Here is a 23911-nt window from a genome sequence, read left to right on the forward strand (position 1 = left end):
TTTAGCCGCTAAATGTTTTATCCAAATGGCGGTCACTTGACTTTATGTTTTCAAATTCCAGAAATTGCTCCCAAAATGGTTCTTCAGGCAAGGCTGCTCTCAGGAATAATTTCTCTTTCTTAATGGGGTGAATAAATACCAAATGAAATGCATGTAAGTTAATACTTGCATCAGGATTTGGTTTTGGAAACCCATATTTGACATCTCCTCTAATAGGGCAGTCCATGGAGGCTAATTGCACACGCAATTGGTGTGGTCTACCTGTGACTGGGCGAAGCTCTAGTAACCAATGGTCGTTTAATTTGCCTAGCCTTTTATAGGTCATTTCAGATTTTTTGGATTCTGGAACTTCCTTGTCATAAGCTGTTGTAACGTTTTTTTCAGGATTTTTCACCAGCCAATGTGTCAATTTACCTGTTTCTTCTCTTGGCTTTCTTTTTACCAAGGCCCAGTAAACTTTGTGAACTTCTCTTTTCCTGAACAAGGCAGTCATCCTTTCCAATGCTTTGGAGGTTCTGGCAAAAACCACCACACCACTAACTGGTCTGTCAAGTCTATGGACTGGATGCAAGAAAACTGCGCCAGGTTTATTGTATTTATTTGCTATATAGGTTTTACAAAGATCGGTAAGAGTTTTATCTCCGGTTTTATCTCCCTGTACCAATATCCCAGCAGATTTGTTAACAACCAAAAGATGATTGTCTTCAAATATTACATTAAATGGTTTTTTCATTTTTTCTCAGGTTTGATAAAAGATTAATATTCTGATGTGTTGTGGAATTCAATTTCAGGAAAATTGTCCTGAACCATTTGTAACCAAGCCTTACTCTCTGCCATGAATACTAATTTTCCGTTTCTATCTTTTGCAATATGCCTTTGCTTAGAACGGATAAATTCATCCAGTTTCTTTTTGTCATTACTGGTGATCCAGCAAGCCTTATGCAGGTTCATAGGGACAAAATCAGCAGTGGCATTGTATTCATTTTTGAGTCTGAATTTAATTACTTCAAACTGAAGTTGACCTACAGTACCTACAACTTTTCTAGACCCTATCTCAAAGGTAAAGAGTTGTGCCACTCCTTCTTCCATTAATTGTTGCAAGCCTTTTTCTAGTTGCTTGGTTTTCATGGCATCCTTGTTTACTACCTCCCTGAAAATCTCCGGGGAAAAGCTAGGGATACCTTTGAAGTTTAGGTTCTCACCATCAGTTATACTGTCTCCGATTTTTAAATTTCCAGTGTCATAAAGCCCAACGATATCACCAGGGAATGCTTCCTCAATTATTTCTTTGTCCTGAGCCATAAAGGATGTGACATTAGAAAAACGAAGCGGTTTTGTCCCTCTTACATGGGTATAAGGCTTGTTCCTTTGAAAGGTTCCTGAACATATACGTAAAAAAGCGATACGGTTTCTATGTTTGGGGTCCATATTGGCGTGAATCTTGAAAATAAACCCGCTGAAGTGATCCTCATCTGGTTTTACCTCACGTTCTTCGGTCTGCCGGCTTTTTGGCCCGGGAGCTATTTGAATAAATGTATCCAACATTTCCTTTACCCCAAAATTGTTCACTGCAGAGCCGAAAAATACCGGTGCAACAGTTCCTTCTAGGTATTCCTTAGGATCAAAATCTGGATATACCCCTTCAATTAATTCCACATCTTCCCTTAGCTGATCGGCCAAACTAGACCCTATTCTTTCGTCTAGTTTCTTAGAACTTAGGTCTTCTATGACAACCCTGTCATCACTAACCTTTCGTTGACTAGGTGTAAACAGGTTCAATTGTTTGTCATATAGGTTGTAAACACCTTTAAAAGATTTCCCCATAGAAATGGGCCAGGAGAGCGGTCTTACCTGAATGTTTAATTTAGTTTCTACCTCATCCAGTAAATCATAAGGATCACGTCCTTCTCTATCTAGTTTATTAATAAAGCAAATTACAGGTGTGTTTCTCATCCTGCATACTTCCATTAATTTTTCTGTTTGAATTTCCACTCCTTTCACACAGTCAATAACCATGATAACAGAATCCACCGCTGTGAGCGTACGGTAAGTGTCTTCAGCAAAGTCTTGGTGACCAGGTGTATCTAGGAGGTTTATTTTCTGCCCTTTGTATTCAAACCCCATCACAGATGTGGCAACAGATATTCCTCTCTGTTTCTCGATCTCCATCCAATCGGATTTGGTGGCCGTATCTATTTTATTTGATTTTACCGCCCCTGCTGTTTTGATTGCACCACCAAATAGCAGCATCTTTTCTGTTAATGTGGTTTTTCCTGCATCAGGGTGAGCTATAATTCCAAAAGTCTTTCTTTTCGCTATCTCTTGAGTTAGGGTCATGGTGCTTAGGTGTTTTCAGCCTGCAAAGGTAGGTAAATCAGTTGACAATGTCAGGCATTATCCTGATGGGTGTGAGTATTGTTAAGGAAAAGTTGAATTTTGTTTGTTTGATTAATTTGCCTTAATTTTGAAATTGTATTAGTTAGTAAATGAATTCAATTGAACTTTTCTTCCATAGGTTTTTCAAATTTATTTGGAATGCTATTTTTGTTTTGACCTATCCAATTCTGGCTACTTTTGGGCTATTGTTCGTCGGTATAACCTATTTCTTTTCGTGGGTTTCTTCGTTTTTAACCAAATTCAGTGGATCTACACCCAAAATACAAAATAAATCAGAATGGGCTTTGTTAACTGATGAGTCTAATTTGATTGAAGGAAAACTGCATAAACAGATTATTTTTGGTCCAGAGTGCTACCATATACGTCGCACAGATGGTATACCTTCAGTTATAGAAGATGATGTTTTCGGAAAACGAATCATTATTCTGAAAGAAGGCTGGTTGCTTGAAAGGTGGAACACCACCGAATTGGCGAATATTCCTGATTTTGATATTTGTTTGTATAAGCCTGAAGAAGACAAACTTACTAGTTTGGCAAATATCAAGTGCTTTGATTGGCATATTGCAGAGCAAGACGAACAGTTTTTATTGCTTAAATGGTTTGATGGAACCCAAGGCGGGGAAGTAAAAGTAGCACTATCGGATGGATGATTTAAAGGAGTTTCTCGATGAAAAAGTTAGCTTTTTTAACCAACCTTCATTTATAGAGAACGATCCAGTTTCTATTCCTCATCGATTTGTAAAACAGCAAGACATTGAAATTTCCGGTTTTTTCGCTGCTGTTCTTGCCTGGGGGCAAAGAAAAACCATTATCAATAAAAGTCTGGAATTGATGGACATGATGGGGAATAGTCCTCATGATTTTGTTTTAAATCACTCTGAGCAAGAGCTTAAGCAGTTGATGCGGTTCAAGCACAGAACTTTCAATGATTTGGATACCTTGTATTTCATCGATTTTTTTTCGAGGTATTATAAAGACAATCTTAGTCTGGAAAGGGCATTCACTCTAGGTTACTCTACTGATATTGATGTCATGGAATTATTGCTCTCCAATTTTCATGTTTATTTTTTTCAATCCGATCTAGAGCCACGCAGAACTCGTAAGCATGTGGCCACTCCCAAAAAGAAATCAGCCTGCAAAAGGATCAATATGTTTCTGAGGTGGATGGTGAGAAAAGATGACAAAGGAGTTGATTTTGGTATTTGGAACAAGATTTCTCCTTCCCAGTTAGTTTGCCCCTGTGACCTGCATGTGGACCGAATAGGTCGATCCCTTGGCTTAATTAAAAGAAAGCAAACTGACTGGCAGACAGCAATGGAACTGACAAAGAACCTTCGCGTTTTTGATGCTACGGACCCTGTTAAATATGATTTTGCCTTGTTTGGACTTGGAGTGCTACAAAATGAAAAGAATTCTGCGCTAAAGTAAATGAGCATAATTTAGCCAGGAGTTTAGATAAGATTTCTCCAATTCCCGGCTTTTACAAAGGGTCATTTACTGACAGAATTCTTTGTGTCAATTCAGTAGTCCCCTTATAAATTACGGGTTCCAGGTATCAGGGCTCTTTCTCCAATCGGCCAAGGTGTTCATGTCTTCTTCAGACACATATCCTTGTTCTAGTGCTTGAGGTAGTAAGGAACTATAATCGCTAAGGCAATAGAGTTTGACATCTTCCTTTTCGAAATTAATGTCTGAAATCTCAAAACCATAGGTGAAAATGGCGACCATACCTAAGACCTCAAACCCTGCTGCTCGCAAATCATTGACGGCTTTAAGTGAACTTCCTCCTGTAGAGACAAGGTCTTCAACAACGACAACTTTTTGTCCGGGAGTAATTTTCCCTTCAATCATGTTTTCCATCCCATGGCCTTTAGCTTTGGAACGAACATACACAAAAGGGACGTCGAGCTTGTCGGCAATCAATACCCCCTGTGGAATGCCTGCAGTGGCGACTCCTGCTATGGCTTCAATATTTAAAAAGTGAGTTCGGATTACACTTGTAAGTTTTTCCTGAATAAACTTTCTGACTTCGGGGTAAGAAAGCGATAGCCTGTTGTCACAATATATTGGTGACTTCCATCCAGATGCCCAGGTGAAAGGATCCTTAGGCGACAGTTTGATGGCCTTTATTTCAAGAAGCTTTTTTGCAATTTGAGAAGCGGTGCTTTGATCATAAATTTCCATGGGATAAATTTAACCATTTAAAATTTACTCAGGGTTGTGCACGCTGGAAAAAAAATGCAATTTTAAAAAAATTAGATTTGTTTATGAAGATCTTCGTCAACGATAAGCCACTGGATCTTGTGGCCACCAAAGATTTTTTACCTAAAAAATCATTCGAATGCGTTTATGACAACCCCGTAGAATTGCCAGCCTCAGCTGATTTCCATGATGATGTGCTGATAAAAAATCCCTCCAAAGACATTATTGTTCAATTGCTTTATCTCCTACGAACCAGGAAGCTGAAAAATTTGGACAGTGTAACGCTTGTGACGGATGAGAAATCCATATTAAAAAAGTTTATAAAGAGCCGATTTGTAATTATAAAAGCTGCTGGTGGTGTGGTTACTAAAGAGGATAAAGTGCTTTTTATTTTCAGGCTAGGTAAGTGGGATTTGCCAAAAGGGAAATTCGAAAAGAAAGAAACCCCTGAGGGATGTGCCGTAAGAGAAGTTGAGGAAGAATGTAATGTAAAAGTAAAGCTAAACAAGCCCATCTGCATTACTTGGCACACTTATACCCAAAACAGGAAGAGTATTCTGAAGAAAACCTATTGGTACAATATGAAGTGCACCAATGATACGAAAATGAAGCCACAGGTTGAGGAAGGTATTATGGATATCAAATGGTTGAAACATCAAGAAGCCAAAACCGCATTAATCAATTCCTATCCCTCTATGCGATACCTGTACAAGCAATTTTTGAAGTCAAACCCTGAGATTTATCAGACCTTGTAAGGAAGGAACTTGTTTACATTGCCACCATACTTATGAACTTCTCTGATAATAGTGGAGCTGATGGCGGCATATTTAGGAGTAGTGATAAGAAATACCGTTTCCAAGGAGTCGTTGAGATACCTGTTCATTTGACTGATGGTGTTTTCGTATTCAAAATCAGTCGTGTTTCTTAATCCACGGAGTAAGTACTTTGCGTCGTGTTTTTTTGCCAATGAGGAGGTTAACTCATCGTATACAATGACTTTAACAGACGGGTTTTTCTTGTAAGTATTTTTGATTTTATCAACCATAAAATCAATATCGAAATACCTGTTTTTTTTACTTGTATTGTGCCCTACACTGATAATTATCTCATCGAAAATATTTAGTCCTCTCATGACAATGTCATGATGACCATTTGTGTAAGGGTCAAAAGAGCCTGGAAAAAGCGCTGTCTTTTTCATGAAATAAGTTTTTGTTGCCAGTAGGCCTCTAGAAGTTGTGTGTTCATAAAGGACTCGGCTCCTTTTAGGTAGGATGTGTTTTGATAAGGGATGCTTAGGTGGATGTTTTTGAAATAACGTCCCATGCTTTCCATACTTGTATGAAGCCACTCAGGGTTTCCAAAAAATCGAATCTTGCAATGAGACCGATCAAAGGCCATTTGCTGGATAAATGTAAATAAATAACGGAGAAAAGCAGCTTCCTCTGTTATTACAAACCTGTTAAAAAGGTTTAATTCTCCATTATGGAAAGCAGCCAAATACATGCAGTCCGGAGAGGCGTGAATAAACAACTCTTGATTCAGTAAATCTTTTGTTTGGGTTAGAAAGAAGCCCAGCACATGCGAAGCGCCATGAGCTATTTCCAATTCAGGAAGTTTTTTGTCCAGTGTTTCTAAAAGGCCTTTGTCGGCAGTTCCAATTACCTGAATGGTGTTATTAGCAACTCCTGTATAGATCACACTGTCCACTTGTTCATTGAGCTCTGTAGCAAAGCTAAGGTACCTGTCTCCTTGAGCAGGGTTAAATAGGGCAGTAGGAACCAAAGTAAATCTTTGGTGGTGAATATAAAGCCTACCTACCGAATTTGGGGCATTAAAAATAGGTGCTGTGTCTACAATATGTTTGATGGTTTCCTTGTCCTGGAAGGAATAGGTGAAAGTAGCAGCAATGTCTTTGTGCTCACCTGAATGGGCAACGACAACAAAAAGTTTCTCATATAAGAAAAGCGATAAATTTGATATGGATTGCATATCAAATTTATCGCTAATGAATTTGCTTTGGATATGGGAACCTACCGTATCCAAATTTATTCCCAGTTTCCTGAAGTAGAAGAATCAGTTCTTGAACCAACTCTTAAAGCCTTCTCGTTGTTATTTTTTCTTCTTTCTGGATTTCTTGGTGCAGGATCTCTGATTTCAAACACAGCAATTTCTCTATTGCTACGCTCGATTTTGTCTGCAAAGAACTCAAATGTTTTTCCTCCTGATCCAGGAACTACATTTAGTAGATCCAATTCAAAATCAGGGTATTTGTCTGCACTGAAAAGAGAATCCTGTACATTAACAGCACCTAAGGTATCTAAAGTTACTGTTGTTTCTTCTTTACCATAATCCAATAATTTGGTGGTTTCAGTTCTTTGTATCAAGTAGATGCTACCCTCAGTGATGAATTTTTTCAAATCTTCCCAGTTGGAAGCATATTCGTTATTGGCAGCTTGATAAGCTATTTGGGCATCTCTAAGCATTTCTAGCTTTTCAATAATTCTATCTTCGGTTCTTTTTAGAATTTTCTCTTCTTCCACTACTTCATCCACACCCAGATAAAGTTTGTACCCGAGGCCTAAGGCTCCCAATAGAAAAACAATCGATAAGATTTTACTCAATGTCATTTTGAATATCTTTAAAGCGTAATTAAATTATTATAAAGAATTGATGGTTCGTAATTAGAATGCTATTTTATGCATTTATTTCCAAAATTAAAATATCCTTTCCATATTCTTACATCATTCAGAGAATTTATTCTTCCGAACAGTTCATGTTTTTTTTCGGATGGGATTTTTTTGATATCTTCAATGCTAAGAAATTTAACCTCTTCTATAACCTGTTTGTTGGTTTCAAGCTCAGGATCTATTCCAACTACTAATTTACCACTTGTTTGGCTAACTTCAAAGAACAATTCAATAGCGTGTAGCGGAGGTTCTAAAAATTCATGTACAAAAAGGAAATCATTAACAGCAATATTAAGCCCGGTTTCCTCTAAAAATTCCCTTTTTAGATTCTCCTTTGCATCCTGTCCAAATTTCATCCCACCCCCAGGGACATTCCAAAATGAGTGGTTTGTATGCATTCGGTGCTTTACCATCAATAATTTATTGTCCTGAATAAGTATGCCATTAACCCTCGTCCTGAGTCGGTTACCGAAATTTTCAATTATGTCCTTTTTTATGTTCGGCTTTTTCATCTTAGTTTCGCAATAGATGCATAAAGATAATCAAGCAAGTCCAAAGCCATCAGAAAGAATAAGGAAATTTTTCCCTCATCAGCCAACTACTGATCAGGAATACTTTTTTAATTCGATGGATACATTTTTGGGAAAAATAATCCCTTCTTCCTCAGCATTTATTCTAAAGGGGTATGCAGGAACAGGGAAAACAACCGTTTTGGCTGCTTTGGTAAAAGCATTACCATCACTTGGCTTGCGAGCAGTTATGCTTGCGCCTACTGGTCGAGCTGCCAAAGTGATGAGTTCATATGCTGACAAAACAGGTTTTACCATTCACAAGATTATTTACCGTGCCAAGCAAGGGACCGCTGAAGGAGTTGATGGTTTCACGGTGCAAAAAAATTACTATCAAAAATCTGTTTTTATAGTAGATGAGGCCTCCATGTTGTCTGATGATAGGATCGGAGGAAGGTCTTTATTGGCAGATCTTATTGGTTTTGTTTTTCAAAATCCTGAGAATAGGCTATTATTAATAGGTGACATTGCGCAACTGCCACCAGTAGGAAGCGATGATAGCCCTGCCTTAGATAAAAATTACCTTATAAGAAACTATAAATTAGAGGTAAATGAAACCTTACTTACTATAGTTACCAGGCAAGGTCGGGATTCAGGGATATTGGCCAATGCTACAACTTTGAGAGATGAGGTACTTCGGGATAAACCCAAGATCACCTTTGAAACCCGAGGGTTTAATGATTTTTACCGGATGACAGGTGAAAGACTTGAAGATGGTTTGAGGTATGCCTATGATAAATTTGGATTGGACAATACGATGATTATTACCCGCTCTAATAAGGCCGCAGTTCAATACAATAAGTACATTAGAAATTCTATTTTTTATTATGAAGATGAATTAAGCGCAGGAGAACGATTAATGATTGTCAAAAACAATTATACTTATATGGATTCTTCGGACAAGGTTAGTTTTTTGGCCAATGGGGATTTTGTAGAGATACTTAAAATTCGTTCATTTGAGGAAATATATGGCCTAAGGTTTGCTACACTTGAATTGAGGTTGATAGATTATCCAGATGAAGTTCCATTTGAGGCTCGTGTGATTCTAGATACCTTGCATTCTGATAAACCTTCTTTGACAATGGAAGAATGGAGAGCCCTTTATCAACAAGTGGCGGAAGATTATCAAGATTTAGAGAAAAAGAGCAAGATTAGGGAAGCCATGAGTAAAGACCCTTATCTAAATGCCCTACAAGTCAAATATGCTTATACTTTGACATGTCATAAATCACAAGGAGGGCAATGGGATGCTGTTTTTGTTGATCAGGGATATTTAAATGAGGAACAAATTGATAGAAATTACGTCAGGTGGTTGTATACTGCTATGACAAGAGCAAGAAAAGAATTGTTTATGGTGAACTTTCATAACAATTTTTTTATTAAATAGTATAGTACTCCATAATTTGGAATGAATTTAATTTTATGAATATGAAAAGGTTATTAACAGTAGTATTAGCGGTTGTATTAAGTACAGCATTTGCAATCGCCCAGGAAAAAACAGCAAATGGTCCGGTAATTACTTTCGAATCTGATTCGAAAGATTTTGGAGACATCAAGCAAGGAGACAAAGTGGAGAATGTTTTCAAGTTTGAAAACACCGGCAAAACTCCATTAATTATTTCAAATGTAGCAGCAACTTGTGGCTGTACAGTGCCAAGCTGGCCCAAAGAGCCAATAGCACCCGGTAAAACAGCTGAGATAAAAGTGTCTTTTAATTCCGCGGGGAAAATGGGCAAACAAAATAGTGTGGTTAGGATATATTCAAATGCAAGCGAACCTATAGAAAAGGTTTCGCTAATTTCAAATGTCCTCCCTAAATAAAAAAGAACTATTGCTTTCAAACAATTGATTTAAACCTGCCCAATTAAATTGGGTAGGTTTTTTATTTCAGTTTGTCAATTCTGATGAAGAGCGTACTTAAACCAATTCATCCAAAATCTCAAAGTGAATGGGCTTAAAAGTCCCACCATTGCTGTCTTCTGCTGAACAGGCTGTCAAGGCAATAATAAGGTCCATCTTGGCTTCGAAAAGTAGGTAATCTCCTGCCTTGCTCGTTGGTGGAAGGACTTTTATTTTTCCATCTTGATCAAATTGAACATTCATGAAAAGATTAAATGCCGTGGGAATGTCATCTGGTTTAATTCCATAGGGTGCTAAATTGGTATACAAATTCTCAAAACAACTCGGGTGATAGTCGTCAAACTTATACATGATTTTAAATGTCTCTGGACTACATGGCGCAAGTAGAAAGTCATTTCTTCCATTGGTATCCATTATTATTTGCATCATTTGATTACACCTATTACTCCAAAGGTAATTATTGGTAGATATGAGAATTGTTTCTTCAAAATCCAAAGTCTTCCCAGAGGACAATTTCTCACCAATATCATTTGCATTAAAAAGCACCATGTCACTCACTTGCATCCCTTCTGGGTCGATGACTTTTAACTTTTGACCTTTAAATAATTTAAAGGCAGTTCCCGACTGTTTTTTAATAATATTCATGCTAAGCTTTTGAGGTTTTCAATAATTGTTAATAGTAGGGATAACATTGGATAATTTGATTTGTGCCTAAATTTTAAAATTCACTTTTTGAGTGAAAGGGACATTTCCAATTTTCGGCTGTGTTTCGACCACTGTATTGAATGGCTTCACTATTGTCTCCATAATCCTTCAATACTGGATTTATGTGACCTTGAAATGCAATATCCCGTGCTCTGATTTTATCACGTACTTTCTGGAAAGCATTCATTTCCCGTAACTTTTCAAACTGACTGTGCAAATTAAATACCAGCGTGGGGTAGGCAGATCTTCTGGCCATTCGAGAACTATGAGGATGCATACCGACAACATAAAAAGCATGGCCTGCTATGCTGAAGCTAAAATTAGCATTTTCAGGGTCACTACTTACATTTGGATCCCAAGGCTGCTCATCTATTTCGTGGATATATTGCAATTGTTTCCACAACAACTTTTCGAATTCTTCTTCTGAATCTACCTCTGTTTGAGGAAAAACAGCTATAAAGGATTTAAACGTATTCTTGTTAAAGTCGTAATTGGACAAATAAGTTTTAATCGCGTTTAACATTTTACCAGCGGTAGTTCTTGAAGCCAATTTATCAAAAAGGTTGAGTTCGAAATTTTTTAATTTGAACACTGCATTGGCCATTATACATGGGTGTTCATTCTCAATAATAAATTCCTCTAATTCCTGTTTTATCTCCTGTGGTTTAGGACCACTTTTTGGATTCTTATTAGTGGCTTCCATGATAATTAAATTTAAGTTGGTTTATTTTTAATCTTGAAAAATTAGTACAACTTTCAGACCTTTTACTTCTTGATATGCTTTAGCGCTAATTTTTAATTCATTAGGGATAAGCTGCAAGCTTGTTTACTAAATTATAGCTTAAAATCTAGGTTAGTCATCCCTATTAAATGGTAAATAATACCATATTGAAATACAGTTTTTCATTTATCTCTTTTTCCTGTTCTCATGAGTTAAAGAATTCATTAATAGCGTCATTGAATTGCTTTTCCCAGTATTAATTTGCTTCTATAACTAAACAGTATTATGAATAAACCAAAGGAGTTTCCAAGTCAATCGCAGCAACAACCTGGTGTGGAACATAAGATGAAGCCGGTTCCTGAGGTCATCCGAGAAAATTATAAGGGAAGTGACAAATTGAAAAATAAAGTAGCACTTATAACAGGGGGAGATGGCGGTATAGGAAGAAGTGTGGCGGTACATTTTGCAAGAGAAGGTGCGGATGTTGCTATTGTTTATTTAAATGAAATTACCGACGCAGAAGAAACCCAAAGGTTGATTCAGAAAGAAGGGCGAAAATGTCTTTTGATAGAAGGAGATGTGAGGCAGGAAAGCTTTTGCAAAGCTCTTGTTGAAGAATGTGTGAGCTCCTTGGGTGGGTTGAATGTTTTAGTTTGCAATGCTGCTACACAGTTTCCAAAGAATTCATTGTCTGAAATTAACAGTGATCAACTACATAAAACATTTGAAACAAACATCTATTCATTTTTTTATATAACGAGGGCAGCTTTGTCACACTTAAAGGAAGGGGATGCTATAATCAACACAGCTTCAGTTACCGCTTACAGGGGCAGCGAACACTTAATCGATTATTCTAGCACTAAAGGTGCAATTGTAAGTTTTACGCGTTCTCTTTCTCAAAATTTGGCAAAAAAGAAAATCAGGGTAAATGGCGTCGCACCAGGGCCTATTTGGACCCCTCTTATTCCTGCTACTTTTGACGAGGTATCAGATTTCGGACAAGATACTCCTCTTGGGCGTGCAGGGCAGCCAAGTGAGGTGGCACCTGCCTATGTGTACCTTGCGAGTGAGGATAGCAGTTATGTGACAGGGCAATTTATCCACGTAAATGGAGGGGAACTAATTGGTGGTTAAATGGGCAACCCTAATTTGCTGTTCCCCTGACAAGAAATAAAGCTTGTTGCTTCATTAGTAAGGCGACTACAATTATGGTTATCAATTGATTACATCCCTTTTTCCTGCTTTTAATGGTCTGCCATCCCTTTGAATACTTCACTGATCTGCAATGCCCATTGGCTATAAATATGCTTGCTGGGATGTAATCCGTCAGTCACCAGATTTTTTTCTAGACCACCTTTTTCTCTGTAGCTGTCTGTTATATTTATAAAATGCAGTCCATATTTTGAAGCTTCATCTTTTATTACAGCATTAAAGGTATCTATTTCCTTTTTAATTTGATGTTGAGGTTTTGCTGCGGATTGGGCAAAACTGGTAACTCCCCAATCAGGGATTGAAATGAGCACTAAGTTTTTTTGGTTATTATCCCCAAGAAACCCTTGTGTAATAACTATCAATTCAATCAATTCCTTCCTGAACTGCTCTAAAGTTTGGTCCCTGTATTGATTATTCACACCTATAAGTAGGCTTGCAATGTCATAAGAGTTTGCTCCAATGTCTTTTTGGTTTACTGCGTCAAGCAGTTCTCCACTCGTCCATCCTGTTTTTGCGATGACACTAACAGTGGAAAATTTGTAGCCATCGCTTTCCAATAATTTTTCAACCAGATGGGGGTAGGTGTTTTCCGTTTTCTCTCCCTCCCCAATCGTATAACTGTCACCCAAGGCTAGGTACCTTATTTCTGTTAATTGGGTTTTAATGATTTTTATGTTTTTTTTTTCGCTCATTAGTTCTTCGCTTTTACATGAAGCTGACAATAATAAGGACCCTGCAAAAATGAGAAGTCTATTCCGAAATGAAATGACATTCGAATGGATCTTCACCGGCTTATTTTGACTGTTTGAAAATGGGTTGAGTGGTGGTAAGCGTTCCCTTGTCCGCATCTAAGTTTACATTAGCACCAACAGGCAACAGGAATTGTTTGGGCACATGCCCAATCATAGCTCCTCTATATGCGGGTATCTTATGAGGAAGAATATAATCGTCAAAAATTTGGTCCAAAGTAAGGTTTCCATACCCACCACTTGGATCGCAATCTGTACATTGACCAAAAACAAAACCTTTTATTTCTTTAAAGACACCCATGAGCATAAGGGTGCTCATCATGCGGTCGATCCTGTAAGGTTCTTCGCCAATGTCTTCAAGGAAGAGGATTTTGTTTTTGAAGGAAGGGAGGTAAGGAGAGCCTGCTAAGGAGGTAAGTACTGTTAGGTTTCCTCCTATGAGATCACCAACTGCTTTTCCAGGGTAAATTGTTCTAATTCTATTCTCTTTTATAACCAAGTCCTCAGTCTCTTCCAACTCGTTTTCGAAATGGAGTGTGTCGTTTTGTTCAAAAAAGACTTTTTTAAACTGGGAGACATTAAACTTTCCCCAGCTTCCCGAGCCATTGGGCCCATGAAAAGTAATAAGACCTGTTTTAGTGTAGATGGCATTGTGTAGAGCGGTAATGTCGCTATAGCCCAGCAAAGGTTTAGGGTTGTTTTTAATGATCCCATAATCGATCAGTGGTAGTATCCTTGCGGCCCCTGAACCTCCCCTGATACAGATAATGGCTTTAACCGCTTTATTTGCAAACATGTTATTTAGATCATCAGCCCTTTCTTGATCCGTACCAGCTAAATGGCCTCTACGGTTTTGGAGGTGCTTGCCTTCTTGAACCTTTAATCCCAGCGCTTCCAGCGCTTCTTTTGCAAAGGTAAATTGCATTGCATCAGCTGTAGCAGCAGAGGGGCTGATTAGTCCCACCAAATCTCCTACTTGTAGTTTATTAGGTAATAATTTCTTTAGAAGAGGCGGTTTAGAAAGTGGTTGAGAAAGTCCCAAAACTGGGAATAAACCCAGACTCATACCAATAGTTTGTAAAAAGCGTCTTTTTTTCATGGCGGAATTTAGAAATTATCACGTATATATAGTAGCACCTTTTCCATTTCATTTCTTACCACTGTTGCTTTATAGGGGTAATTGTTGTTCATAAAAGCAAAGGCGTAGATTTTATTGTTTTTTGTTTTTAAATATCCTACCAAGCTGTGGTTATTACTGATGGTTCCAGTTTTAGCCATGATGTATGGTGTCGAGGCTGAATAATTAAATTTCAATGTGCCAGTTCTTCCTCCAGTAGGCAATAAGCTGAAAAGCTCTTTATCTGGAAATAACCGGTAAATTTTTTCTATTAAGGATACCATCGTCCGAGGAGTGAATAAATTGTGCCTAGATAGACCTGATCCATCAACCCATTGTGGGTCATCCGGTAAGTCATAAAGATAAGTTTTTTTAATGTATTCAATTGCCTTTTCGCTGTCGAGTTCCAAAAAGACCTGATCAGATATTTGTAGAAGTAATTGTTCAGCAATAAAATTATCACTTTCCAGTAACATTTCCTTATAGAGCGCTTTAGTGGGAATGCCTTTTAAAATGAAATGTTCAGGTGGCAGTTTTGAATCAGAAAGTTTTACAGGAACTCCCCAATCTTTGCTTGCTAGGGTTGCGAAAATTTCCGGAGAGGTCATAAAAGGCACTTTACTGTCCCTGCCATTATAGGTTCTTGGATTGTAGTAAAATTGATTGTCTCTCCAGTTTCGCTGGACATTTTTTACTATTTTTTTTGAATGGACTACATTGAAAATATCGGGAGTTAAAACAGGTCTGTTATTGATGTTTTTCGAGCTCACAAGGTTGCCGAATAGAGGTAATGGGGATTTTTCAGCTGCATAAGAATAATAATAATCATCCCATTGCCAACCGAAACCAAATGGTTCGTTTTTCCAATTACTTTCAGAGTAAATGATTGTGTCGTAAGTAGCTAGGAAATCCCGGATGTTTGGATTGGGTAGTCTTGGGTATTTCCAAGATGGATCTCCTGTTCCCCAGATGGTTACGCTTTTCCCTTTGGGTTCAAACCTTAAAAATGTTGTGCTGTCGGTAAGTACCATCATGGCCCCGAAGAAGGTGAAAAGTTTGGTAGTGGATGCAGGAATGAAGTACAAATGACTGTTTTTCTCGTAACGAACCACTTGGCTATCAAGGTCGTATAGCATGAATCCCGTAAGGTGTTTATCAAAAAAAGAATTGTCTCCCATTAAATTATCTAAACCTAAAAAAGAAGACTTTACGTCTTGTCCTGAAGCAGATTGAAAAATAAACAGCCATAATAAAATCGCTGGTAAAAATTTTAATTTCATATGATCTTCTTAAATTTTATTTACCAAAACTGAGTAGCAACATTACCCATCCAATAATAAATGCCAAGCCTCCTAAAGGAGTGATGGCACCTAGCCATGTTAGCTGACTTAAGCAAAGAAAATACAAGCTGCCTGAAAAAATTATAATACCTGCTATAAAAAAAACAGCACTGTATGCAAGACGTTTTTTATCAGGGAAAAGCTGGTATAAAATTCCTGTCATTAAAAGCGCCAAACTGTGGTAAAAATGATAATTGACAGCAGTTTCATAGGTGTCCGATCTGCCAGTGCTTATTAAAAGCTCCTCTAAAGCATGTGCACCAAACGCTCCGAAAATTACGGCCAGAGCACCAAATACAGCTGCTGTTTGAATTATATGACTAGTTTTCATAATGATTAATTGTAATTTCTAAAACCAAAAATAGCGCTTCCTATCCTTACCATGGTGCTTCCTTCCTGTTGAGCCAACAGGTAATCACTACTCATGCCCATTGATATTTCTCTCATTTCAACATTTTTAGGGAGGGGTAGCTTTTTCAAAGTGTCATGCAGATTTTTTAAAGTTTTAAACTCTTCCCTAATTACCTCTTCACTAGAAGTGTTTGTAGCCATGCCCATTAGCCCTACAATTTGAATATTGTTCATGGAGTTTATCTCATCTCCTAAAAGGAAGGAATATAATTCTTCTTTATCCCAACCGAATTTAGTCTCTTCATTGGCTATATAAACTTGCAATAAACAGTTTATTGTTCTGTTGACTTTTTCTGCTTCTTTATTAATCTGTTTCAACAATCGCAAGGAATCCACACTGTGAATCAAGTGAATAAAAGGTGCAATAAATTTTACTTTATTGCGCTGTAAATGCCCTATCATATGCCACTTGATGTCATCGGGTAATTGGCTTGCCTTCTCAGTAATTTCTTGGACTTTATTTTCTCCAAAATCTCTTATTCCTGCTTCATAGGCTTGCTGAATTGCAGAAATAGGTTTGGTCTTACTTACTGCCACGAGAAGACAATCAGGGTTAAGGAATGTGGCTTTTATTTCCTTTAGATTTTGACTTATTTCAGTTTTTTGCATTTTCTAATGTGGTTACATCAGGTTCAAGTACTGGAACAAAGATATTGGTATATCGGAGACAATACTAAATATATGAAGCTTTAAAGCTGCTTAAAATGCATTTTTATTTAGGATTTAAGTTACCCTAAATTAGGTTGGTCGAAATAGGTGTCTATTTATCGGGTTATTCTGAAACATCTCAGTAAATAAGCCTACTTTATAATGTATTTATCCCCCCCATTTAATAGGTTGGGCGATATAACTAAAAGGGAAGTATGTTTTGAATTTATTTTTTCGTTTGAAAAACTTACAGTTTAGTAAGAAGGTAGGGGCAATCATCCCGATTGTATAAAAAAAAAATTCTGGAAATAATTGAAAAATGGATGGTAGTATTTTTTTTTCTGTTCAATATATTCTACATTTCTACGAAATTTAAGTCTATTATGCCATTTATCATTGTTTGAAACCATTTATGTAGGCTTTGGGCTGAAGGGAGTTGATTTAGTTCACGGAATTGAAAAAGTTGCTCTTTCAGAGTTTTAGCCATTGGTGTAAAAACATTTTTGATGGATAATAAATGTAGAAGTTTTATTTTAACACCAAAATAACCATTTATGAAAAACCTATTACTTATTGCCTTTTTGGCATTACTGACATCTATGGGAGGTAATGCCATTGGGCAGACTGTTAGCGGAACAGTCACTGACAGTTCAGATGGAACACCCTTACCAGGAGTATCCATTCTTATAAAGGGTACTTCCACGGGTACCGCCACGGATGTGGATGGAAAATATAGTCTTAATGTACCTGGTGCACAAACTGTACTTGTTTTTTCCTTTTTAGGATTTGAGGCAGTAGAAGAGACAGTGGGAAATCGAAGTACTATTGATGTTGGCTTATCTGAGGATGCGTCCGAATTGAATGAAGTCGTTGTAACTGCCTTGGGTATAGAAAGAAATGTCAAAGCCTTACAGTATTCGATGACAGAAGTTGGTGGAGAAGAATTCACTCAAGCCAGAGAAAATAACATTGCCAATCAGCTAGCTGGTAGGGTAGCAGGTGTAAATGTAAGCAATGTGGCTTCAGGGCCTGCAGGTTCTTCTCGTGTGATCATACGGGGAAATACCTCTCTTCAAGGTGGAAATCAGCCGCTCTATGTTATTGATGGGGTGCCAATGGATAATACCAACTTTGGGCAAGCCGGAGTCTGGGGAGGTGCAGATCAGGGAGATGGTATGACAAGTGTTAATCCTGATGATATCGAATCCATGTCGGTATTAAAAGGTGCCAGTGCAGCAGCCTTATATGGTTCGCGAGCAGCAAATGGTGTAATATTGATTACAACCAAAAGAGGGACTTCACGAAAAGGTATTGGCGTAGAATTTAATTCCAACGCTGTGTTTGAAAGAATAAACAACCAAACTGACCTGCAAAGAGAATTTGGGTCCGGTAGATTTCAAGGAGATCAGATTACAGGTAGTGCCGTAAGACCAACCACTGTAAGAGATGGTTACGATTGGGGTACCCAAGCTTGGGGCGAACGATTAGGTTCTGGGACTTCCATGCATTTTGACGGTGTCGAAAGACCTTACGTGTATGCAGGAGACAATTGGAATCGTTTTTATGAAACTGGCAAAGCTTTTACCAATAGTCTCTCACTTTCAGGAGGAAGCGATACACAAACGTTCCGCTTTAATGTAACTGATTTAAGGAGTTCTTCAGTTATTCCAAATGCAGGATTCGATCGAATCAATATGTCAATTGCCACAAGTGGTAAATTTGGTAAAAAATTAACTTTCGATGCCAAAGTGCTTTACTCTAACGAAAGAACTCAAAATCGTCCTAGATTATCAGATTCTCCGGGAAATGCTTTTCAGTCCATTTTTGCCTTACCACCAAATGTCAATGTATTGTGGGGACAAGGTGATCCAGACAGGCTAGGAACGATTCCAATTGGAACTGATCCTGCACTGTTAAGTGTTTGGGGTTTTGCGGAGCAGGAAGAATATTTAATGACCAATAACCCTTGGGGACAAAACCCTTATTTTTCCACTCATCAATTGTCTATCAGTGATACTCGTGACCGGATTATTACTTCAGGATCATTAAAATATAACATTACCGAGCATCTTTATTTGTCTGGAAGGGCAGGGATGGATTGGTACACTCGTAGGGGTAGCTCTTTAACTCCTCAAGGAACAGGTTATTCTAGAGGAGGTAATATGTCTGAGGCTGAGCGAAGGGTTAATGAAATTAACTTGGAGGCCATGCTGGGGTATAATAGACAGTTTGGAGATTTTGGAGTTGTAGCCTTTTTAGGAGCCAATAGAATGCGTCGTGAAGATGAAACCATTTCAGCAAATGGAAATGACTTTAATGTGCCTTTCTTTCATGCTATCAATAATACAGTAACTAGGAATTTTGGATATGGTTACTCAGGATGGGGTATTAATTCCGTTTATGGATCAGCAGAAGTTAATTATAAAAACATACTCTTTCTTACCGGTACAGGTAGGACAGATTGGTTTTCCACTTTAGATCCTTCTTTAAATGACATAACTTATCCATCCATTGGAGGTAGTTTTGTTTTTTCTGATGCTATGGAGGATCTTCCTTTCTGGTTAAGTTTTGGTAAGGTCAGGGCTTCATGGGCGAGGGTTGGTAGTTCTACAGTAAATCCATATCAAATTCAAAATACCTATACCCTATTGGGTGCTCCTGCCATTAATTTTGAGGGTAATCAAGTAGCGATGGCTTCTTTTGCCACCGCGGGAAATAACAATGGCACCATTCCAAACCCATTTCTTGTGCCTCTATTGTCTACTGAAATAGAATTCGGTTTAGATGTTAGAATGTTTCAAAACAGACTGGGCTTGGATTTTACTTATTACCATCAGAAAAGTACAAATGATCAGTTGAATGCTCAAATTTCAAGAGCTTCGGGTTTTGGGTCAACTTTGGTCAACCTTGGAGAAATGGAGAACAAAGGGGTTGAGATTTTGTTAACAGGAACCCCAGTCAGAAACAAGGATTTCAATTGGGATATTTCTTTTAACATTGCAAGAAATAGAAACAAGGTAATTTCCTTAATAGAAGGAACTGACATTTTGAACGTAGAAGAACCAAGGACCAGGACGGTATTTGTACAACATAGAACAGGACAGCCTTTTGGAGTGCTGGCCGGATGGGTACAAAAGACCTCCCCAGATGGACAACCAGTTTTTGAAGAAAATGGAGCCCCAGTTCAATCTGACCAAATGGAAGTAATAGGAAACGGTATTCCAGATTTTACCGGAGGTTTTAACAATAGTATTACGTATAAGGGATTTAACCTATCGGCTTTAGTTGATTTTAGAGTTGGAGGAGAAATCTATTCGGGTACCAATGTGAGGTTAACTCAATGGGGATTGCACAAACAATCCCTTCAAGGTAGAGAAGGTGAGGAACCTCTTTCTGTATCTGGGGTAATTCAGTCAGGAACAGAAGCTGATGGAACGCCGATCTATGAGGCATTCTCTAAAACCCTTTCACCAGGTGAAGCCAATAACTATTGGAACCAAATGGGGAACAGGGTTCAAGATCATTTTATTTATGATGGTTCTTTTGCGAAGTTGAGACAAATAACCTTTGGGTACAATTTCCCGAGAAGGTTAATGGAAAAAACTCCTTTTACCAATGTGAGTTTATCCTTTGTAGGTAGAAACCTATCCATCCTTTGGAAAAACGTGGAAAATATAGATCCAGAGTCGGGTTATTCTTCAGGAAATGGACAAGGACTTGATTACTTTGGAATGCCTCAATCGAGATCTTATGGATTTAACTTAAGGGCTTCATTTTAATCGTTAAAAGAAAGAATTATGAAAATTATAAATAAATTTCTTCTGATTGGTTTGGCGGTTGGTGTATGCTTTACCTCCTGCAATACCGAAGAATTACATGATCTTAATATCAATCCTCAAGCAGTAAATGAAATTGATCTGAATTTCATGTTTACGGCTGCACAACTTGGATCGGCTTCAGGTGGATCTGCAGGGGACAATAGGTACATTGATTGGAGAACCAATATTGGAATGACTGCCTACCTTATACAGCATTTGGCCAATGCAGGTGGAGGGATTGCTCCTGGTGATAAATACACAGAAAATTTCGAGTCAAATAGCGCTCCTTTCGAATTCTTTTACGGAGATGCATTGAAAAATATATCTGAGGTGATTAAGCAAACTGGTCCTGGAGGATATGATGAAGGAAACAAAGTGAACACCCGAAATGCTGCACGAATTATGCGTGTTTTGAATTTTCATCGCCTTACAGATTTCTATGGGAATGTGCCTTATTTTGATGCACTTCAAGGTATGGAAGGGGTTTTCTTTCCTGAATATGATGAACAGTCAGCCATCTATCCTGATTTGTTGAAGGAACTGGATGAAGCTACAGCCGCAATGAGCACTTCTAACCCAGACGATGGGTTTTCTGGTGCTGATATTATTTATGAAGGTGATATTGCCAAATGGAAAAAATTCGGTTACTCTTTGATGCTACGCTTAGCAATGCGGGTATCAAATGTGTCACCTCAAATGGCAGATGAATATGTCACCAAAGCCATTGCAGGCGGAGTAATGGAAAGCAATGATGACAATGCTTGGGTACCCATGTCTGAAGGTCCAAGTTTGTGGATCAATCAAAATGGTATTTCCAGGGCTTTTTACCCTGGTGATGGTGGACAGCCTGGTTATCTAAGTAACACTCTTGTAGACTGGCTTAAAGCGGGTGCAACTACAGAAGATGAAGTAGATCCTAGGCTCATGATTATAAGTGGAGGAATTGCCGATTGGTCAGCAGTGGCATGGACACCTACCAACACCAATCCATTGGAGCAAAAAGGAATGCCAAATGGATACGATGGTGCAGGATTGGATGAGTTGGAAGGAGAGTCAGTAGATTTGGTAACAACTTATTCAAGAATTAATTACCTAATGCTTCAAAGAGATGCTCCTTACATGTTTATGAATTATGCTGAATCTGCATTTTTGCAGGCCGAAGCATTGGAAAGAGGAATTGGATCTGGAATTCCAAATTCTGCTAAGGAACATTATGAGTCAGGTGTAAAAGGAGCCATGCAGATGTATACTCCCTTTGATCCTTCATTGACAGTTTCTGATGATGAAGTAAATGCCTACCTTCAAAGACATCCTTATGGTGTAGAAAAGCCAGGACTTGAAATGATAGGTGAGCAAATGTGGGTAAGTAAGTTTTTTAACTGGTGGGAAGCTTGGTCTGACTGGAGAAGAACAGGATATCCTCAGTTAACTCCAACCAACTATCCTGGTAATATTACGCAAGGACAGATCATGAGAAAACTTAGGTACCCAGCGTCTGAAGTAGCGGCAAATGCAAATTTTCAGACTGGTGCTACTTTGCCAGACATAAATACTACTCGTGTTTGGTGGGATGTAGCGAATTAAATAGAGTTAGTTTTAGCTTATTTTGTGATAAAATAAATTTTATTTACTTGGTTAATTTAGTGTTTTGTAAAAGGCTGCCGATAGGCAGCCTTTTATTTTTGGTATATCCCATTTCCGTCTGATCCCATTAAAGCCCCCCAAAGTGGTTTTTTTCTTACTTTTATTGGTAGATCGATTCTTTTAATCTTCATTCCCAAGAAGGATAATATATCTCCGTGACTAAAGTATTGGCAATGCACCAAATCAAGGTAGCCGTCATTGTCCATGTCTCCAATCCAAGGGGTTGAAAATACATTCTTAAAACTTTTTGTTTGATCCAAAATATAGGAGGTATCTGCTTTGAAATCCATTAACATCAACTTATTTTCGATTAGAAATGCCGTTTGATCGTCAATGGCTCGACTGCAATCGTATTCATTAATGCTAAATATCACCTCATCCTTACCATTATTGTTGAGGTCATAGGCAATAGGGGAGGAAAAACCGGTACAACCCAATTCTGTTTGCTTTATAAGCTGCCCAGTCTTTCCATCTATTAATACCTGAACCAATCCCTTGTTTTCTGGCCATACTCCCTTACTAACAAAAGTGAATAGATCAGGTATGTCATCATCGGTAAATTGCCCCACAGCAAAGCTATTGCTACATTCGGTTTCAGGTATTTGAAGTTGCCATATTTTCTCGAGATTTTTTCCATTTATAGCTGTGATGGTACTTGCGTGAGATATACCTACATAATCCAGAACTTCATCATCATTAAGGTCAACAATGACGGGAGAGGAGATAAAACCATGATCATTTTCATTAACAAGTACTTTGGCCTCTGATAAATCGTTGTTCATTAGCCCACTCAGTTTTGCTAAATAGAGATTTCCGGAAAGTGTTTCCCCTCCACTCCCAAATAGAATATATTGCTCATCCTTTGCTTTCTGTTGGACAAACAAAGGAGATAAATAGGTTTCTGCACCATCAGGCATCGTGTCAGCGGCCAAAACCTCACCATTCAATGGGTTGATTACCATCAAAACCCCTGGGAACCTACCTTCAGTTTGACCCGGACCAATTCTGGCATTGCCTCCATTACTAATAAGCAACTCAGCAATCCCATCTTTATTTTGATCGGGAATGGTTACACTGTTGTTGAAGTTGAACCTAGCGTATTGTAAAATTGGATGATTCATATGGGCTAAGGTGTCAAATTCCCAAATCAAATCTCCAGTCTTGCCATCCAAGGCCTTAAGATGAGGTCCTCGTCCACCAATAAATACATCAGTTGTTCCGTCTTTGTTTACGTCTAAAAAAGTGGCCGAACCAAATACTTGGTCTTCTGTTTCTTGCGTCCATAAAATTTCACCGTCCAAACCATTAATAGCCAATATACCAGCTTCAGTATATTCGTATTCATTTTTACCTGCTCCTATTACAAAATCCAAAACGCCATCCCCATTTAGGTCTGCTGATCTAGGGGAAGATTGTGAACCGATTACCGGGAAGCTGGACTCCCAAATCATTATGCTTTTCTCCTTTTTCTTACAAGCCAAAAAACTTGCAAGCAAGAAAATACAAATGTGTGATTTTTTCATATACGCTAAATAATTTGATTTCCTTGCCATTAAACATGTTCAAGTGGAGAGTCAGGAAATTCTAATCTTCCACCCTATTTTAAAGAGGAATAATTATAATGAAATTTTAAATGTTGAGCAAACCAGAGTTGGAGCGGATTATTGGAAAACTTGACTTTTGGGGGAACCCCAATGGTTGAATTAATTTTTGACTGGCTAAACTTGAGAATATCGCTAATAAGGGAGAGTAGATAGCTTATATAAAGCAAGTTTTTTTATCAAAACCTATAAAGTCATTTTACAGTGCTGGATTGAATTTTTTTGATTTT

23 protein-coding genes are annotated in these 23911 nt (G+C 38.0%); 8 read left to right on the plus strand and 15 right to left on the minus strand.

All coding sequences use genetic code 11. The features are described 5' to 3' along the window. Window position 1: 1 nt before the first annotated feature. A complete protein-coding gene (locus AC13EX_RS15825; protein WP_048640772.1) occupies window positions 2-733 on the minus strand; it encodes an RluA family pseudouridine synthase in 732 nt (243 codons plus the stop codon). Between the two features lie 23 nt (window positions 734-756). Next, window positions 757-2337, minus strand: a complete 1581-nt coding sequence (locus AC13EX_RS15830) for a peptide chain release factor 3 (RefSeq protein WP_482893423.1) — start codon at window positions 2335-2337, stop codon at window positions 757-759. 149 nt (window positions 2338-2486) lie between these two features. Here AC13EX_RS15830 and AC13EX_RS15835 point away from each other — a divergent pair, with 149 nt between their 5' ends. Both AC13EX_RS15835 and AC13EX_RS15840 read left to right on the plus strand, forming a co-directional pair. After that, complete coding sequence (locus AC13EX_RS15835) at window positions 2487-3047, plus strand: hypothetical protein (protein WP_048640770.1); 561 nt, start codon at window positions 2487-2489, stop codon at window positions 3045-3047. Beyond that, a complete protein-coding gene (locus AC13EX_RS15840; RefSeq protein ID WP_482893424.1) occupies window positions 3040-3825 on the plus strand; it encodes a TIGR02757 family protein in 786 nt (261 codons plus the stop codon). Before AC13EX_RS15835 ends, AC13EX_RS15840 begins: the two co-directional genes overlap by 8 nt. A 111-nt stretch (window positions 3826-3936) precedes the next feature. Here AC13EX_RS15840 and pyrE read toward each other — a convergent pair whose 3' ends face one another. Beyond that, window positions 3937-4581 (minus strand): orotate phosphoribosyltransferase, encoded by a 645-nt coding sequence (pyrE, locus tag AC13EX_RS15845; RefSeq protein ID WP_482893426.1) that lies wholly within the window; start codon window positions 4579-4581, stop codon window positions 3937-3939. An 83-nt stretch (window positions 4582-4664) separates the two neighbouring features. Between pyrE and AC13EX_RS15850 the strand changes: the two genes are divergently transcribed. Next, on the plus strand, window positions 4665-5354 hold the full coding sequence (locus AC13EX_RS15850; RefSeq protein ID WP_482893427.1) for an NUDIX hydrolase: 690 nt from the start codon (window positions 4665-4667) through the stop codon (window positions 5352-5354). On the opposite strand, the gene coaD is transcribed toward AC13EX_RS15850, so the two are convergent. From coaD to AC13EX_RS15870, 4 genes are all read right to left on the minus strand, one after another. Beyond that, window positions 5342-5797, minus strand: a complete 456-nt coding sequence (gene coaD / locus AC13EX_RS15855) for a pantetheine-phosphate adenylyltransferase (protein ID WP_048640767.1) — start codon at window positions 5795-5797, stop codon at window positions 5342-5344. The genes AC13EX_RS15850 and coaD overlap by 13 nt on opposite strands. Continuing rightward, on the minus strand, window positions 5794-6588 hold the full coding sequence (locus AC13EX_RS15860) for a DUF3822 family protein (protein ID WP_482893428.1): 795 nt from the start codon (window positions 6586-6588) through the stop codon (window positions 5794-5796). Before AC13EX_RS15860 ends, coaD begins: the two co-directional genes overlap by 4 nt. Before the next feature lie 56 nt (window positions 6589-6644). Then, the gene (locus tag AC13EX_RS15865) at window positions 6645-7226 is read right to left on the minus strand and encodes a hypothetical protein (protein WP_482893430.1); all 582 of its coding nucleotides are present in this window, start codon (window positions 7224-7226) and stop codon (window positions 6645-6647) included. A gap of 62 nt (window positions 7227-7288) precedes the next feature. Then, window positions 7289-7798 (minus strand): NUDIX domain-containing protein, encoded by a 510-nt coding sequence (locus AC13EX_RS15870; protein ID WP_482893431.1) that lies wholly within the window; start codon window positions 7796-7798, stop codon window positions 7289-7291. Window positions 7799-7814: 16 nt separating this feature from the next. On the opposite strand from AC13EX_RS15870, the gene AC13EX_RS15875 reads away from it, so the two are divergent. After that, entirely contained in the window at window positions 7815-9242 is a 1428-nt protein-coding gene (locus tag AC13EX_RS15875) for an ATP-dependent DNA helicase (protein WP_482893432.1), read from the plus strand. 41 nt (window positions 9243-9283) lie between these two features. Further along, complete coding sequence (locus AC13EX_RS15880; protein ID WP_482893433.1) at window positions 9284-9676, plus strand: DUF1573 domain-containing protein; 393 nt, start codon at window positions 9284-9286, stop codon at window positions 9674-9676. A gap of 96 nt (window positions 9677-9772) precedes the next feature. On the opposite strand, the gene AC13EX_RS15885 is transcribed toward AC13EX_RS15880, so the two are convergent. After that, window positions 9773-10360, minus strand: coding sequence for a DUF1989 domain-containing protein (locus tag AC13EX_RS15885; protein WP_482893434.1), 588 nt, complete (start codon window positions 10358-10360; stop codon window positions 9773-9775). Between the two features lie 73 nt (window positions 10361-10433). Further along, on the minus strand, window positions 10434-11123 hold the full coding sequence (gene gntA, locus AC13EX_RS15890; protein ID WP_482893435.1) for a guanitoxin biosynthesis heme-dependent pre-guanitoxin N-hydroxylase GntA: 690 nt from the start codon (window positions 11121-11123) through the stop codon (window positions 10434-10436). A 303-nt stretch (window positions 11124-11426) separates the two neighbouring features. Here gntA and AC13EX_RS15895 point away from each other — a divergent pair, with 303 nt between their 5' ends. Beyond that, entirely contained in the window at window positions 11427-12275 is an 849-nt protein-coding gene (locus tag AC13EX_RS15895) for an SDR family oxidoreductase (protein WP_482893436.1), read from the plus strand. A gap of 110 nt (window positions 12276-12385) precedes the next feature. Here AC13EX_RS15895 and AC13EX_RS15900 read toward each other — a convergent pair whose 3' ends face one another. The 5 genes from AC13EX_RS15900 to AC13EX_RS15920 form a co-directional block, all read right to left on the minus strand. After that, window positions 12386-13045, minus strand: a complete 660-nt coding sequence (locus AC13EX_RS15900) for an SGNH/GDSL hydrolase family protein (protein WP_482893437.1) — start codon at window positions 13043-13045, stop codon at window positions 12386-12388. 100 nt (window positions 13046-13145) lie between these two features. Next, on the minus strand, window positions 13146-14201 hold the full coding sequence (locus tag AC13EX_RS15905) for a S66 peptidase family protein (protein ID WP_482893438.1): 1056 nt from the start codon (window positions 14199-14201) through the stop codon (window positions 13146-13148). 8 nt (window positions 14202-14209) lie between these two features. Beyond that, window positions 14210-15499, minus strand: a complete 1290-nt coding sequence (locus AC13EX_RS15910; RefSeq protein ID WP_482893439.1) for a D-alanyl-D-alanine carboxypeptidase — start codon at window positions 15497-15499, stop codon at window positions 14210-14212. 16 nt (window positions 15500-15515) lie between these two features. Next, a complete protein-coding gene (locus AC13EX_RS15915) occupies window positions 15516-15890 on the minus strand; it encodes a DUF423 domain-containing protein (protein ID WP_048640758.1) in 375 nt (124 codons plus the stop codon). Window positions 15891-15895: 5 nt separating this feature from the next. Then, window positions 15896-16579 (minus strand): YggS family pyridoxal phosphate-dependent enzyme, encoded by a 684-nt coding sequence (locus AC13EX_RS15920; RefSeq protein ID WP_048640757.1) that lies wholly within the window; start codon window positions 16577-16579, stop codon window positions 15896-15898. Window positions 16580-17172: 593 nt separating this feature from the next. Between AC13EX_RS15920 and AC13EX_RS15925 the strand changes: the two genes are divergently transcribed. Further along, window positions 17173-20397 (plus strand): SusC/RagA family TonB-linked outer membrane protein, encoded by a 3225-nt coding sequence (locus AC13EX_RS15925; protein WP_482893440.1) that lies wholly within the window; start codon window positions 17173-17175, stop codon window positions 20395-20397. Between the two features lie 18 nt (window positions 20398-20415). Further along, window positions 20416-22020 carry a SusD/RagB family nutrient-binding outer membrane lipoprotein gene (locus AC13EX_RS15930; RefSeq protein ID WP_048640755.1) on the plus strand — a complete coding sequence of 535 codons (1605 nt, stop codon included), beginning with the start codon at window positions 20416-20418 and terminating at the stop codon, window positions 22018-22020. A 92-nt stretch (window positions 22021-22112) separates the two neighbouring features. On the opposite strand, the gene AC13EX_RS15935 is transcribed toward AC13EX_RS15930, so the two are convergent. Continuing rightward, a complete protein-coding gene (locus AC13EX_RS15935; RefSeq protein ID WP_482893442.1) occupies window positions 22113-23603 on the minus strand; it encodes a hypothetical protein in 1491 nt (496 codons plus the stop codon). Between the last annotated feature and the right edge of the window lie 308 nt (window positions 23604-23911).

The organism is Cyclobacterium sp. L-R (assembly GCF_056859355.1).

Bases quoted from the DNA above. Each gene is read 5' to 3' on its own strand.
- AC13EX_RS15835 (WP_048640770.1), top strand. From the start codon at position 2,487: ATGAATTCAATTGAACTTTTCTTCCATAGGTTTTTCAAATTTATTTGG.
- AC13EX_RS15915 (WP_048640758.1), bottom strand. From the start codon at position 15,890: ATGAAAACTAGTCATATAATTCAAACAGCAGCTGTATTTGGTGCTCTG.
- AC13EX_RS15900 (WP_482893437.1), bottom strand. From the start codon at position 13,045: ATGAGCGAAAAAAAAAACATAAAAATCATTAAAACCCAATTAACAGAA.
- AC13EX_RS15870 (WP_482893431.1), bottom strand. From the start codon at position 7,798: ATGAAAAAGCCGAACATAAAAAAGGACATAATTGAAAATTTCGGTAAC.
- AC13EX_RS15875 (WP_482893432.1), top strand. From the start codon at position 7,815: ATGCATAAAGATAATCAAGCAAGTCCAAAGCCATCAGAAAGAATAAGG.
- pyrE (WP_482893426.1), bottom strand. From the start codon at position 4,581: ATGGAAATTTATGATCAAAGCACCGCTTCTCAAATTGCAAAAAAGCTT.
- AC13EX_RS15930 (WP_048640755.1), top strand. From the start codon at position 20,416: ATGAAAATTATAAATAAATTTCTTCTGATTGGTTTGGCGGTTGGTGTA.
- AC13EX_RS15850 (WP_482893427.1), top strand. From the start codon at position 4,665: ATGAAGATCTTCGTCAACGATAAGCCACTGGATCTTGTGGCCACCAAA.
- AC13EX_RS15840 (WP_482893424.1), top strand. From the start codon at position 3,040: ATGGATGATTTAAAGGAGTTTCTCGATGAAAAAGTTAGCTTTTTTAAC.
- AC13EX_RS15925 (WP_482893440.1), top strand. From the start codon at position 17,173: ATGAAAAACCTATTACTTATTGCCTTTTTGGCATTACTGACATCTATG.
- AC13EX_RS15830 (WP_482893423.1), bottom strand. From the start codon at position 2,337: ATGACCCTAACTCAAGAGATAGCGAAAAGAAAGACTTTTGGAATTATA.
- gntA (WP_482893435.1), bottom strand. From the start codon at position 11,123: ATGGAAGCCACTAATAAGAATCCAAAAAGTGGTCCTAAACCACAGGAG.
- AC13EX_RS15885 (WP_482893434.1), bottom strand. From the start codon at position 10,360: ATGAATATTATTAAAAAACAGTCGGGAACTGCCTTTAAATTATTTAAA.
- AC13EX_RS15910 (WP_482893439.1), bottom strand. From the start codon at position 15,499: ATGAAATTAAAATTTTTACCAGCGATTTTATTATGGCTGTTTATTTTT.
- coaD (WP_048640767.1), bottom strand. From the start codon at position 5,797: ATGAAAAAGACAGCGCTTTTTCCAGGCTCTTTTGACCCTTACACAAAT.
- AC13EX_RS15920 (WP_048640757.1), bottom strand. From the start codon at position 16,579: ATGCAAAAAACTGAAATAAGTCAAAATCTAAAGGAAATAAAAGCCACA.
- AC13EX_RS15825 (WP_048640772.1), bottom strand. From the start codon at position 733: ATGAAAAAACCATTTAATGTAATATTTGAAGACAATCATCTTTTGGTT.
- AC13EX_RS15905 (WP_482893438.1), bottom strand. From the start codon at position 14,201: ATGAAAAAAAGACGCTTTTTACAAACTATTGGTATGAGTCTGGGTTTA.
- AC13EX_RS15895 (WP_482893436.1), top strand. From the start codon at position 11,427: ATGAATAAACCAAAGGAGTTTCCAAGTCAATCGCAGCAACAACCTGGT.
- AC13EX_RS15935 (WP_482893442.1), bottom strand. From the start codon at position 23,603: ATGAAAAAATCACACATTTGTATTTTCTTGCTTGCAAGTTTTTTGGCT.
- AC13EX_RS15860 (WP_482893428.1), bottom strand. From the start codon at position 6,588: ATGCAATCCATATCAAATTTATCGCTTTTCTTATATGAGAAACTTTTT.
- AC13EX_RS15865 (WP_482893430.1), bottom strand. From the start codon at position 7,226: ATGACATTGAGTAAAATCTTATCGATTGTTTTTCTATTGGGAGCCTTA.
- AC13EX_RS15880 (WP_482893433.1), top strand. From the start codon at position 9,284: ATGAAAAGGTTATTAACAGTAGTATTAGCGGTTGTATTAAGTACAGCA.